The sequence below is a fragment of the Streptococcus infantis genome (assembly GCF_047465035.1).
In the GTDB taxonomy this organism is placed as follows: Bacteria; Bacillota; Bacilli; order Lactobacillales; family Streptococcaceae; genus Streptococcus; species Streptococcus infantis_T.
The window spans coordinates 36,515-51,671 of sequence record NZ_JASHAQ010000003.1 but is presented as its reverse complement, the minus strand read 5'-3'; the positions used below and the strand labels follow the sequence as shown (position 1 = coordinate 51,671).

The 15,157-nt window shown below is 38.8% G+C and carries 16 protein-coding genes and 1 riboswitch; of the genes, 12 read left to right on the top strand and 4 right to left on the bottom strand.

Annotation, left to right across the window (positions count from 1 at the left end):
- Positions 1–165: 165 nt before the first annotated feature.
- The 4 genes from QM406_RS01850 to trkA all read right to left on the bottom strand — a co-directional run bounded on the left by QM406_RS01850 (position 166) and on the right by trkA (position 4,508).
- On the bottom strand, positions 166–858 hold the full coding sequence (locus QM406_RS01850) for a CPBP family intramembrane glutamic endopeptidase (RefSeq protein ID WP_075232049.1): 693 nt from the start codon (positions 856–858) through the stop codon (positions 166–168).
- Positions 859–919: 61 nt separating this feature from the next.
- Positions 920–1,552 (bottom strand): hypothetical protein, encoded by a 633-nt coding sequence (locus QM406_RS01845; RefSeq protein ID WP_281335143.1) that lies wholly within the window; start codon positions 1,550–1,552, stop codon positions 920–922.
- Positions 1,553–1,715: 163 nt separating this feature from the next.
- A complete protein-coding gene (locus tag QM406_RS01840; RefSeq protein WP_414273245.1) occupies positions 1,716–3,155 on the bottom strand; it encodes a TrkH family potassium uptake protein in 1,440 nt (479 codons plus the stop codon).
- 3 nt (positions 3,156–3,158) lie between these two features.
- Positions 3,159–4,508, bottom strand: a complete 1,350-nt coding sequence (trkA, locus tag QM406_RS01835) for a Trk system potassium transporter TrkA (RefSeq protein WP_049527343.1) — start codon at positions 4,506–4,508, stop codon at positions 3,159–3,161.
- Positions 4,509–4,901: 393 nt separating this feature from the next.
- On the opposite strand from trkA, the gene QM406_RS01830 reads away from it, so the two are divergent.
- The 12 genes from QM406_RS01830 to QM406_RS01775 all read left to right on the top strand — a co-directional run bounded on the left by QM406_RS01830 (position 4,902) and on the right by QM406_RS01775 (position 15,123).
- The gene (locus QM406_RS01830; protein WP_045763706.1) at positions 4,902–5,405 is read left to right on the top strand and encodes a tRNA (cytidine(34)-2'-O)-methyltransferase; all 504 of its coding nucleotides are present in this window, start codon (positions 4,902–4,904) and stop codon (positions 5,403–5,405) included.
- 48 nt (positions 5,406–5,453) lie between these two features.
- Positions 5,454–5,672, top strand: a riboswitch (FMN riboswitch).
- Between the two features lie 158 nt (positions 5,673–5,830).
- Positions 5,831–6,394, top strand: coding sequence for an ECF transporter S component (locus QM406_RS01825; RefSeq protein WP_045763707.1), 564 nt, complete (start codon positions 5,831–5,833; stop codon positions 6,392–6,394).
- Positions 6,384–7,034, top strand: coding sequence for a phosphatase PAP2 family protein (locus QM406_RS01820; RefSeq protein WP_414273244.1), 651 nt, complete (start codon positions 6,384–6,386; stop codon positions 7,032–7,034). Before QM406_RS01825 ends, QM406_RS01820 begins: the two co-directional genes overlap by 11 nt.
- 27 nt (positions 7,035–7,061) lie before the next feature.
- Positions 7,062–7,481 carry a chromosome partitioning protein ParB gene (locus QM406_RS01815; protein ID WP_414273243.1) on the top strand — a complete coding sequence of 140 codons (420 nt, stop codon included), beginning with the start codon at positions 7,062–7,064 and terminating at the stop codon, positions 7,479–7,481.
- Entirely contained in the window at positions 7,456–7,938 is a 483-nt protein-coding gene (locus QM406_RS01810; RefSeq protein ID WP_414273242.1) for a GNAT family N-acetyltransferase, read from the top strand. The genes QM406_RS01815 and QM406_RS01810 overlap by 26 nt, the downstream gene beginning before the upstream one ends.
- A 193-nt stretch (positions 7,939–8,131) precedes the next feature.
- The gene (gene rplK, locus QM406_RS01805; RefSeq protein ID WP_001085808.1) at positions 8,132–8,557 is read left to right on the top strand and encodes a 50S ribosomal protein L11; all 426 of its coding nucleotides are present in this window, start codon (positions 8,132–8,134) and stop codon (positions 8,555–8,557) included.
- A gap of 96 nt (positions 8,558–8,653) precedes the next feature.
- Entirely contained in the window at positions 8,654–9,343 is a 690-nt protein-coding gene (gene rplA / locus QM406_RS01800) for a 50S ribosomal protein L1 (RefSeq protein WP_001085672.1), read from the top strand.
- A 212-nt stretch (positions 9,344–9,555) separates the two neighbouring features.
- Entirely contained in the window at positions 9,556–11,256 is a 1,701-nt protein-coding gene (locus QM406_RS01795) for an acetolactate synthase large subunit (protein WP_281335139.1), read from the top strand.
- Positions 11,249–11,725: an acetolactate synthase small subunit gene (gene ilvN, locus QM406_RS01790; RefSeq protein WP_001253809.1), complete on the top strand. Its 477-nt coding sequence runs from the start codon at positions 11,249–11,251 to the stop codon at positions 11,723–11,725. Before QM406_RS01795 ends, ilvN begins: the two co-directional genes overlap by 8 nt.
- 65 nt (positions 11,726–11,790) lie before the next feature.
- Positions 11,791–12,813, top strand: coding sequence for a ketol-acid reductoisomerase (ilvC, locus tag QM406_RS01785; protein WP_045763621.1), 1,023 nt, complete (start codon positions 11,791–11,793; stop codon positions 12,811–12,813).
- An 80-nt stretch (positions 12,814–12,893) separates the two neighbouring features.
- Entirely contained in the window at positions 12,894–14,144 is a 1,251-nt protein-coding gene (gene ilvA / locus QM406_RS01780) for a threonine ammonia-lyase IlvA (protein ID WP_414273241.1), read from the top strand.
- A gap of 82 nt (positions 14,145–14,226) precedes the next feature.
- The gene (locus QM406_RS01775) at positions 14,227–15,123 is read left to right on the top strand and encodes an SPFH domain-containing protein (RefSeq protein ID WP_000243418.1); all 897 of its coding nucleotides are present in this window, start codon (positions 14,227–14,229) and stop codon (positions 15,121–15,123) included.
- Positions 15,124–15,157: the final 34 nt, after the last annotated feature.

Below are 15,157 nucleotides of genomic sequence, written 5' to 3'. Positions count from 1 at the left end.
TATATTCTATAAAATTTATGCATAAAAATATTTTTAAAATTTTTTAAAAAAATTTTTGAGATAGTAGAAAAAGGTGGATTTTTTGAGGTGAAAAGTTTGTTGAAATAAAAAAATCCCTTAGACTGGAACGAAACATTCTAGTCTAAGGGAATGGATAGTTGGGTATTAGATACCGAAATTCTTCATAAAAATTGTGAAGAGTGCCAGTAAGATGAAGCTGATACTATTAAGTAGCATATGGACCGAGATAGACATTTCCAAACGTCGTGTACGATAAGCAGTCCAAGTGAGGACGGCAGACATCCAGCCATAAATCAAGAAGGAAGGGAGATTAGAAGGTCTGTGCGCAAGGAGGAAAATCAACCAACCAATGACATAGCCAAACTTTTCGTAGCCTTGGAAGAGTTTGGTAGGAATAATCCCGCGACAAATAATTTCTTCACAAATAGGTGCGATTAAAACGATGAGGAAGAAACTGCTAATCAGAGAGCTTTCAGAAATAAGGTTGTTAATTACTTGCTGATTAGAAGTTGTTGTTTGTTTTATGAGTTGTAGCCAGATGCCACCTACAAGATTTCCAACAAAGATTGTCAAATAACTCAAAACAATACGAGGGACATCATTAATCGCTAAGAGTTTAGGTTTAAATACCAGCAACTTGCTCTTATGGGCACCGAACAAAAAGATGGCGATGACAAGAATCGAAATAAGAGCTACGATAAGTGTTGACCAGATAGGATCGATCTGACTTAGTGCTAGTAGAGCTAGAGTTTGCATCGGGATTTGAGAGAGAAAGATAGCTACTAACAAGATCCCAAACCAAGCGAGTCGTTTACGAAAATCCTTAAAAAAGTTCATTGATATGTCTCCTAAAAAATTTTATCTAATTATAGCACAATTGCTGAGAAGATTCTATTTGTTACCATAAGAGCAAAGTACAGACGACAAATAGAATATCCCGAATCAAATGACCGTAGAATGATACCTCCTGTCTCAAATTTTTTGGGAATAAAAAACTGAGAAATAGAGCACCAAGGCCAATATAAAAAGCAATCGATAAAATGGTGATTGGATTACGTAGGAAGATTAAAATAGAAATGATGATGACGGAAAATCTCACTTCCTTGCTACTGGAATCTTTTTGTAACCTTCTCCATTTTTTCAAGGGGAGAAAGGTAACGAGATCAACTCCAAAGAGAAAAAAGAAGGAGGGAAGGATGAGTTCTACAGCTTCTTTTTGAAGTAAGTTAACAGTGACGATACTCTCTGACAGAACAAGTCCGACACCACAGAGATTGACAATAACCATCATACTATACAATAAAAAGATAAAGCGACTCCTATCAATCAGTCTATCTCTTTTCAGGTTGTGACTAGATAAATAATGCATAAAGGCACAAGACCCAGATAAGCCCAATAAAGCTAGTAGAAAATAAAAACAGGATTGTTTGAGGGCTAGAGAGGTTCCAGACCAAAAGATACAACTACAAAGTGCCAGTTGGATTAAGGCAAAGAATAAGAGTAGTCGAATTGATTTCATGACTTTTTCCATAAAGTATCCCCTATATTTTTTTCTTATTATAGCTAAAAGATAGGAGAGAAAAATCCTTAAATTCCCAATTGTCGATTTTTAGAGCTGTCTTGTCTTTTGAAACTAAAAAATCCCCCTTCAAGGGTTCCTTGAAGAGAGAAGATAGGGTGTACAGTTGATTGTTCTAACGTTTAGACCAGGTTCGCTTCATAAAGAGCAGTATGATTGGATAGATTTCCAGACGTCCTGCAATCATTGCAAAAGATAGTAGAAGTTTTGAAAATGGACTAAAAATTGAGAAACTTGCAGTTGTTCCTAAAATAGGACCGATATTGTTAAAACAACTGAAAACAGCACTCGTGACAACCATTAAATTATTGGTATCTAAACTGACGATGAAAATCAAGCTGAGTAGAATCATGATATAAACCACAAAATACTTCAGGATCTTGTGCTGGGTATCCTTATCAATGACCGTTTGATTAACCTGAAGGGTTAACACACGGTGAGGTGATATAGTAGACAAGACTTGATTTTTAGCAATTTTAGATAGGATGACTCCACGGATGACCTTGAGACCACCAGCGGTAGAACCAGCAGAACCACCGATTGCCATCAGCATTAGCAAGATGTATTGAGAGAACAAAGGCCAGTTCGTGATATCTCCATATCCAAAACCGGTAGTGGTAATGATGTTAGATACTTGGAAGAAGGCCATCTCAAAGCTTTGAGAAACTCCGCTATAGAGGTGGAGCGTGTTAAGCGTGATTAGGCCAGTTGATATGGCCACAATCAAGAGATATGCTCGGAGTTCTTCATCAAAAAAGAATTCCTTGATACGACGGAGCATGAGGTAGTAGTAGAGATTGAAATTCACACCAAACATCAAAACCCCGACACTTGTCAGATAGGTGATGAGAGAACTGTGATAGTGGGCAATTCCGTCATTATAAACAGTAAATCCACCAGTACCAGCAGTACCCATAGCGATAACAAAACTATCGTAGAGTGGCATACCAGCAAGGTAATAAATAACCACAAAGAGGGCAAACATAGCCAGGTAGAGGATATAAAGGATTTGAGCTGTATTTTTTAGCTTAGATACAACCTTGCCAAATACTGGTCCTGGAACCTCAGCCTTCATAACTTCTAGGTGACTATTTTTAGCATTGTCCATAATAGCTAGGGCAAAAACCAGTACTCCCATCCCTCCGATGAGGTGGGTAAAACTCCTCCAAAATAGAAGAGAACGACTTAAGACAGAAACATCATTTAAAATGGTTGCTCCCGTTGTTGTGAAGCCAGAACTAATCTCAAAGAAGGCGTCTATCATATTGGGAATTTGCCCTGAAAAGACAAAGGGAAGGGCACCAAAGAATGACCAGAGGATCCAACAGAGGGCTACAATTAAGACCCCTTCTTTTGCATAGATTCGCTGTTTTTTAGGCTTGCTGATGATGCCGAGAAGACCTAGCACAACAAGGATTCCGATGGTAGAGAAAAGTGCTGTAAAAACTTGACTCGATTCTCGATAATAAATAGCAATGCTAACTGGGACTAAGAGTAGACCAGCCTCGATCAAGAGTAGCTTTGCAAGAAGAAATCGTACCATACTTCTATTCATAGCTTACCTCTCTAACAGATCATAGATCTTGGTGATATTTGATAGTAGTGTGATGACAACTAACTTATCACCGACTTGAAGGCTATCTTCACCAGTTGGGAAAATTGTTTTTCCGTTGCGGATAATAGCAGCAATTAAAATATCTTTTTTGAGTTTCAATTGAGACAAAGGTTTACCAGTCATCTTGTTAGCTTCCTTGATAAGGAATTGAAGAGTCTCAACCTGTCCATTTGCTAGGTGGTGCATCGCTTGAAGATCTGAATATTGGGCATTGGCACGACCATGGATAAAGTGCATAATCGTATCTACAGCAATGGTTTTCGGTGTGATGATACTAGAAAACTCAGGTGCATGGATAATCTCTAAGAGACTAGTTCGATTGACCTTAGTGATGTTTTTCTGAACACCAACACTATCCAAGAACATAGATGTAATAATGTTTTCTTCGTCAACTCCAGTAAGGGTTGCGACAGCATCGTAGTGTTGTGCACTTTCTTCCAGGAGAATATCTTTTGCAGTCCCATCCCCTTGTACAATGTAGAGTTTTGGATATTTTTGACTGAAAAATGCTGCGCGATCTGGATTGAGTTCAATGACCTTGGTATCAATACGGCTATCTTTCAAAATACCAACAAGGTAGTAGGCGATTTTGCCGGCACCGATAATGAGTAAGCTCTTAACGACACGAGATTTGACATAGTTATGAAAAAGCATCATATCGACACGATGACCTGTTACAAAGATACGGTCTTTATCTTCTAAAATAAGGTCGCCACTAGGGATCATCAGTTTATGATCGCGCTCAATAGCACAAACAATCACATTGCCAAACTTTTTCCGGAAGTCTGCGATAGACATCTGACAGATATTGCTATCCTTACGGACAACAAATTCCATCAAACTAACCAAACCACCTACAAAACGCTCAACAGAAAGAGCGTTTGGGAAGTCGATGATGTTAGCAATAGCACGAGCCGCTAGGAGTTCTGGATTGACAATGAGAGAGAATCCGAGAATATTTTTTTCTTTGAAATAGGGGTTGGAATACTCAGGATTGCGGACACGGACGATGGTTTCTTTAGCCCCCATCTTTTTAGCTAAGACAGCAGAGACCATATTGACCTCGTCATATTGAGTCATAGCGATGAAAATATCGCAGTCTTGAACATTGGCAGCTTCTAGCATGGCAAAGTCAGCCCCATTACCTGCAATTCCAATAATATCAAAACGGCTTGTCATGTAATTAAGAACGGTTTCGTTCTGTTCAATTAAGACAACATCATGATTGTCAGCGACAAGTGAGCGACAAAGGGCAGAACCAACTTTCCCCCCTCCGACAAGAATAATCTTCATGTTATATAACCTACTTTTTCAATATATATCTATCATACTCTTTTTTAGAATAAAATGCACTCGGCAACCGACTCTTTTCATTATTAGGGAGGAAAATTGTCCCATTGATAATCTTCCTTATTAAAAATTTAAGATATAAATCAGCTATTTTCGTCTAATTCTAATGAATACAGAAACATTTTTAACTAATGTAAATATGTTTGTAAAAAAATTGAAAAAAACAAGTCATTTCTATTGACAATCAAGCTGAAAGTGATATACTAAAACAGTAGTTTCGCTGATTTACTTCAAACCTGTTGTGAGGTAAGTTAACGATGCCTTAACCACGCTGTTTGCTGAGCTAGACTCCGGGCAGTGTGGCTATTTTTTTGCACTAGTGAGAGGAAACAAGGCATGGCAAATCACATTGTATTATTTGAACCCCAAATTCCACAAAATACGGGTAATATTGCTCGTACCTGCGCAGCAACGAATGCGCCCCTTCATATTATTAAACCGATGGGCTTTCCTATCGATGACCGTAAGATGAAGCGAGCAGGTCTAGATTATTGGGACAAGCTTGAGATTCATTTTTATGATAGTTTGGCTGATTTTATGGAAAAAATGGATGGTCAGCTCTACTTGATTTCCAAGTTTGCAGAAAAAGTCTATTCAGATGCAGATTTCACGACAGAAGGAGATCATTATTTTCTTTTTGGGAGAGAAGATAAGGGCTTGCCTGAGGAATTTATGCGTGAGCATCCAGAAAAAGCTCTCCGAATTCCCATGAATGATGAGCATGTTCGTAGTCTCAATGTTTCAAATACAGTTTGTATGATTGTCTATGAAGCACTTCGTCAACAAAACTTTGCGGGTCTCGAACTGGTTCACACTTACGAAACAGATAAGTTAAAATAAACACTTAGATAAAATGCTTGCGCTTGCAAGCTTTTTTTGTTATCATAAAGGGGTCTTCAGGGCAGGGTGAAATTCCCGACCGGCGGTAAATTTGACTAGCTATTTTAGCTTTCTCGTCGTTGTCTTGTCTCGATATACTTTAAGTATTATCTTCGACTACGACGCCTAGATAAATCTAAAATATCTTAGCCAAATAAGTCCGCGAGCGCAAGCTGATGTGGTGAGATTCCACAACCGACAGTATAGTCTGGATGGGAGAAGACGAAAGAATGGCTTTGTCTATTCTAATTGATTTTTTATAGGTAAATTGCAACCGCTTGCTAAAAAAAGAGTGAGGGGGAACTTTTGGAATATAAAAATAAAGGATAGATAGAGGAATCCTTTCCAACTTCTTCTGATTTTATAGAAAATTGGAGGAACCTGTTATGACAAACACACGTCGACTTTCGACCATTGCAATTTTATCAGCACTTTCATTTGTGTTGATGTACTTTGACTTTCCGCTTTTGCCAGCGGCATCCTTCTTGAGGATTGAGTTCAGTATTTTACCGGTCCTTGTGGGCTTGGTGGTCTTGGATTTACCAGCAGCTTTTGGAGTGCTTTTCCTTCGGTCCTTGTTGAAAATCCTTCTGAACAATCAAGGGGTTAGTACCTATATTGGTTTACCGATGAATATTGTTGCCTTGGGAGTTTTTGTACTTGCTTTTGGTTTGATTTGGAAAAAAGAGCGAACAACCATGCGTTTCGTCCTAGCTTCACTAGCTGGTACGCTTGGTTTAACTCTAGCTATGCTAGTTCTAAACTATGTTTATGCTGTTCCTTTGTACGCTAAGTTTGCTAATTTTGATATTGAGAAAATCTTAGGATTGAGCAACTACCTGATGACTATGGTTTTGCCTTTTAATCTGATTGAAGGTATTATCTTTGCTGTCTCTTTCTGGTTGTTGTTTGTCCTTTTGAAACCAACTTTAAAATACTATGAAAGATAAACAAACATTTATGATGAAGGGCTCTTTTGCCCTTTTACTTTTTATGATTATTGGCTATATTGTCAAATTTTATCCAGAAATGCTGGTCAGTTTTGATCAGCCGATTCAGACTGTCATTAGAGGTGATTTACCTGAGACCTTAACGCTTCTTTTTCGGGCAATTACGCACTTAATTGATATCCCAGTCATTATTAGCTGGGTTTTAATTGTAGCTTTTGTATTTTATCGTAAGCAATGGAAGATGGAAAGTTATCTCATGCTGGGGAATTTGACTTTAGCTGGAATCTTAATCGTAACTTTTAAAAATATTTACCAACGACCACGACCAGAAATTCTACACTTGGTAGAAGAAAAAGGTTTTTCTTTTCCAAGTGGACATTCTCTGGCAGTAACGATTATGGTTGGAACTTTGATTGTGATTTTAAGCCAAAGGATTAAGAATACAGTCTGGAGAAAAATCGTTCAAATCTTGCTAAGTTTATACATCTTCAGTGTATTGGTATCAAGAATTTATCTGGGAGTTCACTACCCGTCAGATGTGATTGCCAGCCTTTGTGTAGGCCTAGGAGTTTTGTTTATGGAGTTTCCTTTCTATGATAAACTGCGTTTTCAATGGCGCTTCAAAGGAAAGCAGAAGTAGGCATTAACCCTTCTTGAGGAGGAAGAAATGGAAGTCAACATAAAAGATCTTCATCCGAGTCAACTATACTTATCAGAAAAGAAATTACAAGATATCCAGAATCTTTATCAGTCAGCAGAAACTTTTAATATAAATACAATCAGTGTTCTTGCATTTGGAGACCGTTTGCTGATTACAGATGGGCATCACAGGGCTTATCAGGCTTTGTTGCTAGGCCAGGATACAATTTCTGCTGAGTTTGATAGAGATGGAGGTGATGAACTATATCATCTCTATGCGCAAGCTTGTGAGAAAAGAAAGATATACTCTGTTCTTGATTTAAAAAATCATATCTTACCTCAAGATGAATATGAAGCAAGATGGTATAACTGGTGTGATGGTTTTAATCAAGCAGCGGAGCTAGTATTAGTAGTAGAAAATGATGACAAAAATCATTCAGATAGATGATTCCTTACGTTTAGTTCCTTATTTTTTAGCGGATCATCGTGATGTAGCTTTGACTTGGTATCAGGATGTGGACTTGGTTGAACTTGTAGATGGAGTCAGAATCCCCTATAATGTAGAAAAATTGAATGATATGTATTCCTATTTAGAAAAACACGGGGATTTGTTTTGGATTGAGTTTAGAGAAAAGGGAGAGTGGCTTCCAATTGGGGATGTAACCTTATCTCAGGGAAATCTTCCTATTGTGATTGGCAATCCAACTTATCAACATCAAGGACTTGGACGCAAGGTTTTGAAGGCTTTGATTGATCTAGCTCGGCAAAAGGGGTGGGAACAATTGAAAGTTCAAGAAATCTACACTTTCAATCGGATTTCTAGAAGATGCTTTGAGTCTCTTGGATTTGTGGAAAGTGGTACTACTGAAAATGGAGTGAGTTTTGTACTGACTTTGAGCGAATGAATTCTTTCCATCGTGGTAGAAGATTCTGAAGATTGATTTCACCAAAAAAGTGTAACAGAAAGAAATATCAAAAATAAAAATTTCTCTTGCATTTTTTAAAAAATAGTGTATAATAGATGGGTATGTGTAAAGCATACTTGTGGGAGGTAGAAATCTCTAAATTACCGCCAAAACCACAAAGGAGGATTTAAAAATGGCTAAAAAAGTCGAAAAACTTGTAAAATTGCAAATCCCTGCTGGTAAAGCTACACCAGCTCCACCGGTTGGACCTGCTCTTGGTCAAGCTGGTATCAACATCATGGGATTCACAAAAGAGTTCAACGCTCGTACTGCTGACCAAGCTGGTATGATCATTCCAGTTGTTATCTCAGTATACGAAGACAAATCATTTACTTTCGTTACAAAAACACCACCAGCTGCTGTTCTTTTGAAAAAAGCTGCAGGTGTTGAAAAAGGATCAGGTACACCTAACAAAACTAAAGTTGCTACAGTTACTCGTGCACAAGTACAAGAAATTGCAGAAACTAAGATGCCAGATTTGAACGCTGCAAACATTGAGTCTGCAATGCGTATGATCGAAGGTACTGCTCGTTCTATGGGATTCACTGTTGTTGACTAATCAATAACATCCCTATATAACCCGCAAGACTTCATCATTTCGAGAAGTGACGTGGGAGATGAAAATCGATTGAACCACTTACAAGGAGAATAGAAAATGGCTAAAAAAAGCAAACAACTTCGTGCTGCTCTTGAGAAGATCGACAGCACAAAAGCATACAGCGTAGAAGAAGCTGTAGCTCTTGCAAAAGAAACTAACTTCGCAAAATTTGACGCAACTGTAGAAGTTGCTTACAACTTGAACATCGACGTTAAAAAAGCTGACCAACAAATCCGTGGAGCAATGGTATTGCCAAACGGTACTGGTAAAACAGCTCGCGTTCTTGTATTTGCACGTGGTGCAAAAGCTGAAGAAGCTAAAGCTGCTGGTGCAGACTTCGTTGGTGAAGACGACCTTGTTGCTAAAATCAACGACGGTTGGTTGGACTTCGACGTAGTTATCGCTACACCTGATATGATGGCTCTTGTTGGACGTCTTGGACGTGTCCTTGGACCACGTAACTTGATGCCAAACCCTAAAACTGGTACTGTAACAATGGATGTTGCTAAAGCAGTTGAAGAGTCTAAAGGTGGTAAAATTACTTACCGTGCAGACCGTGCAGGTATCGTACAAGCCATCATCGGTAAAGTTTCATTTGAAGCTGACAAGTTGGTTGAAAACTTCAAAGCATTCAACGAAACAATCCAAAAAGCTAAACCAGCTACTGCTAAAGGAACTTACGTAACAAGCTTGACAATCACAACTACTCAAGGTGTTGGTATCAAGGTTGACGTTAACTCACTTTAATTAGTAATAATTTAACATAAAAGGTTGAAGACAAGTTTGTCTCAACCTTTTTTCTATTAAAAAAATAAAAATACGTATAAACTTTCTAATCTATTTGATATTGTAAAGTATCTAGATAGAAAATTCAGAAAATTTGCTCTTTTCTCTTGAAAATTTTTGAAAAAATGGTATCATAGTAACAAGCTATTTTTAAGAGAAGAGAAAGGGGAACGATGGAGAAAATCATTTTAGACTCACCTAAGTCGGGATCGGATCTTGTTTTGGAAACACTTCGTGACTTAGGAATCGATACGATTTTTGGTTATCCTGGTGGAGCGGTACTTCCTTTATATGATGCTATTTATAATTTTAAGGGAATCCGCCATATTCTAGGTCGCCATGAGCAGGGCTGTCTTCACGAAGCTGAAGGTTATGCTAAGTCAACAGGAAAACTGGGTGTAGCAGTCGTCACAAGCGGACCAGGAGCTACAAATGCCATTACAGGGATCGCAGATGCTATGAGCGATAGTGTTCCCCTTTTAGTCTTTACTGGCCAAGTAGCACGTGCTGGAATTGGGAAAGATGCTTTTCAAGAAGCTGATATCGTTGGTATCACCATGCCAATCACTAAGTATAATTATCAGGTTCGAGAAACAGCGGATATTCCACGGATTATTACGGAAGCTGTGCATATTGCGACTACAGGTCGTCCAGGGCCAGTCGTCATTGACCTTCCAAAAGATGTTTCTGCGCTTGAGACAGACTTTATTTACTCTCCAGAGATAGATTTACCAAGTTATCAGCCAACACTTGAGCCAAATGACATGCAGATCAAGAAAATCTTGAAACAGTTGTCTAAGGCTAAAAAGCCAGTTTTGCTAGCTGGTGGTGGGATTAGTTATGCTGAGGCTGCAGCAGAGTTAAATGAATTCGCAGAGCGTTATCAAATTCCTGTTGTGACAAGTCTTTTGGGACAGGGAACAATCGCAACTAGCCATCCACTATTTTTGGGAATGGGTGGAATGCACGGTTCCTTTGCAGCTAATATTGCCATGACTGAGGCTGACTTTATGATTTCTATTGGTTGTCGTTTTGATGACCGTTTGACAGGAAATCCTAAAACCTTTGCTAAGAATGCAAAAGTAGCGCATATAGATATCGATCCTGCAGAGATTGGTAAGATTATCGCAGTTGATATTCCGGTTGTTGGTGATGCGAAAAAGGCTTTGCAGCAGTTGCTAGCTGAGCCAATTGTTCGAAACAATACTGAAAAATGGATTGAAAAAGTTACCAAAGATAAGAATCGTGTTCGTTCATATGATAAGAAAGAACGTGTTGTACAACCCCAAGCAGTTATTGAACGTATCGGTGAGTTGACCAATGGTGACGCCATTGTCGTAACAGACGTTGGGCAACACCAAATGTGGACGGCTCAATACTATCCTTACCAAAACGAGCGTCAATTGGTTACGTCAGGTGGTTTAGGAACTATGGGATTCGGAGTCCCTGCAGCTATTGGTGCTAAGATTGCCAATCCAGATAAAGAAGTTGTTCTCTTTGTCGGAGATGGTGGTTTCCAGATGACCAATCAAGAATTAGCAATCTTAAATATTTACAAGATTCCAATCAAGGTCATCATGCTTAACAACCACTCACTTGGAATGGTCCGCCAGTGGCAAGAAGCCTTCTATGATGGTCGAACTTCAGAGTCGGTATTTGAAAGCTTGCCAGACTTTCAATTGATGGCTCAAGCCTACGGGATTAAAAATTATAAGTTCGATAATCCTGAAACTCTTGAGAAGGATTTGGAAGTCATCATGGAAGATGTACCAATGTTCATCGAAGTAGATATTTCTCGGAAAGAACATGTTTTACCGATGGTACCAGCTGGTAAGAGTAATCATGAGATGTTGGGGGTGAAGTTTAATGCGTAGAATGTTAACAGCCAAACTTCAAAACCGTTCAGGTGTTCTCAATCGCTTCACAGGAGTCTTATCGAGACGTCAAGTCAATATCGAAAGCATTTCTGTTGGCGCAACGGAAAATCCTAATGTATCACGAATTACCATTATCATTGATGTTGCCTCACATGATGAAGTGGAGCAAATTATCAAACAACTTAATCGTCAGATTGATGTGATTCGCATTCGTGATATCACGGATCAACCCCACTTAGAACGAGAAGTGATTCTTATAAAGGTTTCAGCTCCTGCTGAAAAACGTGCAGAAATTTTGGCTATTATCCAACCTTTCCGTGCAACAGTAGTCGATGTAGCTCCAAGTTCCATTACCATTCAGATGACTGGGAATGCAGAAAAGAGTGAAGCCTTAATTCGAGTGATTCGACCATATGGTATTAAGAATATCGCTCGTACGGGTGCAACTGGATTTACCCGCGACTAAAAATCCAACTTAAATTTGTTAAACTAGCCTAAAAGGCAATAAATAATAGAAAAGAGAGAAAAACTATGGCAGTTCAAATGGAATACGAAAAAGATGTAAAAGTAGCAGCACTTGACGGTAAAAAAATCGCCGTTATCGGTTATGGTTCACAAGGTCATGCTCACGCTCAAAACTTGCGTGATTCAGGTCGCGATGTGATCATCGGTGTACGTCCAGGTAAATCTTTTGATAAAGCAAAAGAAGATGGTTTTGACACTTACACAGTAGCAGAAGCAACTAAGTTGGCTGATGTTATCATGATCTTGGCTCCAGACGAAATCCAACAAGAATTGTACGAAGCAGAAATTGCACCAAACTTGGAAGCTGGAAATGCAGTTGGTTTTGCACATGGTTTCAACATCCACTTCGAATTCATCAAAGTTCCTGCAGATGTTGATGTCTTCATGTGTGCTCCTAAAGGACCAGGACACTTGGTACGTCGTACTTACGAAGAAGGATTTGGTGTTCCAGCGCTTTACGCTGTCTACCAAGATGCAACAGGAAATGCTAAAGACATCGCTATGGACTGGTGTAAAGGTGTTGGTGCAGCTCGTGTAGGTCTTCTTGAAACAACTTACAAAGAAGAAACTGAAGAAGATTTGTTTGGTGAACAAGCAGTACTTTGTGGTGGTTTGACTGCCCTTATTGAAGCTGGTTTTGAAGTCTTGACAGAAGCTGGTTATGCTCCAGAATTGGCTTACTTTGAAGTTCTTCACGAAATGAAATTGATCGTTGACTTGATCTATGAAGGTGGATTCAAGAAAATGCGTCAATCAATTTCAAACACTGCTGAATATGGTGACTATGTTTCAGGTCCACGTGTAATCACTGAACAAGTCAAAGAAAATATGAAAGCAGTTCTTGCGGACATCCAAAATGGTAAATTTGCCAACGACTTTGTAAATGACTACAAAGCTGGACGTCCAAAATTGACTGCCTACCGTGAACAAGCAGCTAACCTTGAAATTGAAAAAGTTGGTGCAGAATTGCGTAAAGCAATGCCATTTGTCGGTAAAAACGACGATGATGCATTCAAGATCTACAACTAATTTTTAAGAATATAAACAGAAGGCGAGTTGGGGGGAACCTAACTCGCTTTTTATCTTGAAAACTCATCTAGGAGGAGATTATGCTAAGTGCAAAAGATGTGGTGAAAGCCCACAAGGTTTTGAGTGGTGTAGTAGCCAATACGCCACTTGACTACGATCATTATTTATCCGAAAAATACGGAGCGAAAATTTATCTTAAAAAGGAAAATGCTCAACGTGTCCGTTCTTTTAAAATTCGTGGGGCTTATTACGCAATTTCCCAATTGACAAAAGAGGAACGTGAACGTGGTGTAGTGTGTGCTTCAGCGGGAAATCACGCTCAAGGAGTTGCCTACACATGTAATGAGATGAAGATTCCTGCAACAATCTTTATGCCAATTACGACACCTCAACAGAAAATTGGTCAGGTTCGTTTCTTTGGAGGAGATTTTGTTACGATCAAATTAGTAGGGGATACTTTTGATGCTTCAGCCAAGGCTGCTCAAGACTTTACCGTAGCTGAAAATCGTACTTTTATTGCCCCCTTTGATGATCCCTATGTTCAAGCTGGTCAGGGTACGGTAGCCTATGAAATTTTAGAAGAAGCTCGTAAAGAATCTATTGAATTTGATACTGTCTTGGTACCTGTTGGAGGCGGAGGTCTCATTTCAGGTGTTTCTACTTATATTAAAGAAACAAATCCTCAGATTGAGGTCATTGGAGTAGAGGCTGAAGGTGCTCGTTCTATGAAGGCTGCCTTTGAAGCTGGGGGACCGGTTAAACTTAAAGAAATTGACAAGTTTGCGGATGGAATTGCTGTGCAAAAGGTAGGACAGTTGACCTATGAAGCAACACGCAAACATGTAGAAACTCTTATCGGAGTAGATGAAGGCTTGATTTCTGAGACCTTAATTGATCTCTACTCTAAACAAGGTATCGTAGCAGAACCTGCGGGTGCTGCTAGTGTTGCAGCTCTAGAAGTATTATCCGATTATATTAAGGGCAAGACTATTTGTTGTATCATTTCTGGAGGGAATAATGACATTAACCGTATGCCAGAGATGGAAGAACGTGCCTTGATTTATGATGGTATCAAGCATTACTTTGTAGTGAATTTCCCACAACGTCCGGGAGCACTTCGAGAGTTTGTAAATGATATCTTAGGACCTCATGATGATATTACTCGTTTTGAATATATCAAACGAGCTAGCAAGGGAACTGGTCCAGTACTAATAGGGATTGCACTTGCTGATAAACATGATTATGCGGGATTGATTCACCGGATGGAAAAATTCGACCCGTCTTATATTAACTTGAATGGGAATGAGACCCTATATAATATGCTTGTTTAATATGCTATGAAATTTTTATCATATTATTTGCCTAACCTATTTACGAGTGCTATAATGTAAGTGAAGAAAGGGGGAGATTCCCATGGTTTTAAAAGTTATACTTGTTCTAATTATTCTAATGCTTATTGTAGGAGCTATATTAATGAGCTCAATCTATGTTGTTCGACAACAATCAGTAGCTATCATTGAACGATTTGGTAAGTATCAAAAATTGAGCAATAGTGGTATTCACCTAAGAGCACCATTTGGAATTGATAAAATTGCAGCTCGTGTACAACTGCGTCTCTTGCAAAGTGAAATCGTTGTGGAAACCAAGACTCAAGATAACGTATTTGTGACGATGAATGTTGCGACACAGTACCGAGTAAATGAACAAAATGTTACAGATGCTTACTATAAACTAATGAGACCTGAGGCTCAAATCAAATCTTATATTGAAGACGCATTGCGCTCATCAGTTCCTAAGTTAACTTTGGATGAATTGTTTGAGAAAAAGGATGAAATTGCATTAGAAGTTCAAAAACAAGTAGCGGAAGAAATGTCAACGTATGGGTACATTATCGTCAAAACGCTCATTACCAAAGTAGAGCCGGATGCGGAAGTCAAGCAATCAATGAATGAAATCAATGCTGCTCAACGTAAGAGAGTAGCAGCACAAGAATTGGCCGAAGCAGATAAAATTAAGATCGTAACAGCGGCCGAAGCAGAGGCAGAAAAGGATCGCCTACATGGTGTGGGGATCGCAGAGCAACGAAAAGCAATTGTTGATGGACTTGCTGATTCTATTAAAGAGTTAAAAGGAGCCAATGTTGAATTAACTGAAGAGCAAATCATGTCAATCTTGTTAACTAACCAGTATTTAGATACATTGAATAATTTTGCAGAAAAACAAGGTAATAATACAATTTTCTTACCAGCAAATCCTAACGGAGTTGAAGATATACGAACCCATATATTATCGGCTTTAAAAGCCAAGTAAACTAAATCTTAACGTCTTATTTGATTGGATATAT

Excerpts from the sequence above, each read along its gene's own strand:
- QM406_RS01840 (WP_414273245.1), bottom strand. The coding sequence starts at position 3,155 with ATGAATAGAAGTATGGTACGATTTCTTCTTGCAAAGCTACTCTTGATC.
- ilvN (WP_001253809.1), top strand. The coding sequence starts at position 11,249 with ATGCGTAGAATGTTAACAGCCAAACTTCAAAACCGTTCAGGTGTTCTC.
- QM406_RS01775 (WP_000243418.1), top strand. The coding sequence starts at position 14,227 with ATGGTTTTAAAAGTTATACTTGTTCTAATTATTCTAATGCTTATTGTA.
- ilvC (WP_045763621.1), top strand. The coding sequence starts at position 11,791 with ATGGCAGTTCAAATGGAATACGAAAAAGATGTAAAAGTAGCAGCACTT.
- rplA (WP_001085672.1), top strand. The coding sequence starts at position 8,654 with ATGGCTAAAAAAAGCAAACAACTTCGTGCTGCTCTTGAGAAGATCGAC.
- QM406_RS01815 (WP_414273243.1), top strand. The coding sequence starts at position 7,062 with ATGGAAGTCAACATAAAAGATCTTCATCCGAGTCAACTATACTTATCA.
- rplK (WP_001085808.1), top strand. The coding sequence starts at position 8,132 with ATGGCTAAAAAAGTCGAAAAACTTGTAAAATTGCAAATCCCTGCTGGT.
- QM406_RS01810 (WP_414273242.1), top strand. The coding sequence starts at position 7,456 with ATGACAAAAATCATTCAGATAGATGATTCCTTACGTTTAGTTCCTTAT.
- QM406_RS01820 (WP_414273244.1), top strand. The coding sequence starts at position 6,384 with ATGAAAGATAAACAAACATTTATGATGAAGGGCTCTTTTGCCCTTTTA.
- QM406_RS01795 (WP_281335139.1), top strand. The coding sequence starts at position 9,556 with ATGGAGAAAATCATTTTAGACTCACCTAAGTCGGGATCGGATCTTGTT.
- trkA (WP_049527343.1), bottom strand. The coding sequence starts at position 4,508 with ATGAAGATTATTCTTGTCGGAGGGGGGAAAGTTGGTTCTGCCCTTTGT.
- QM406_RS01850 (WP_075232049.1), bottom strand. The coding sequence starts at position 858 with ATGAACTTTTTTAAGGATTTTCGTAAACGACTCGCTTGGTTTGGGATC.
- QM406_RS01825 (WP_045763707.1), top strand. The coding sequence starts at position 5,831 with ATGACAAACACACGTCGACTTTCGACCATTGCAATTTTATCAGCACTT.
- ilvA (WP_414273241.1), top strand. The coding sequence starts at position 12,894 with ATGCTAAGTGCAAAAGATGTGGTGAAAGCCCACAAGGTTTTGAGTGGT.
- QM406_RS01830 (WP_045763706.1), top strand. The coding sequence starts at position 4,902 with ATGGCAAATCACATTGTATTATTTGAACCCCAAATTCCACAAAATACG.
- QM406_RS01845 (WP_281335143.1), bottom strand. The coding sequence starts at position 1,552 with ATGGAAAAAGTCATGAAATCAATTCGACTACTCTTATTCTTTGCCTTA.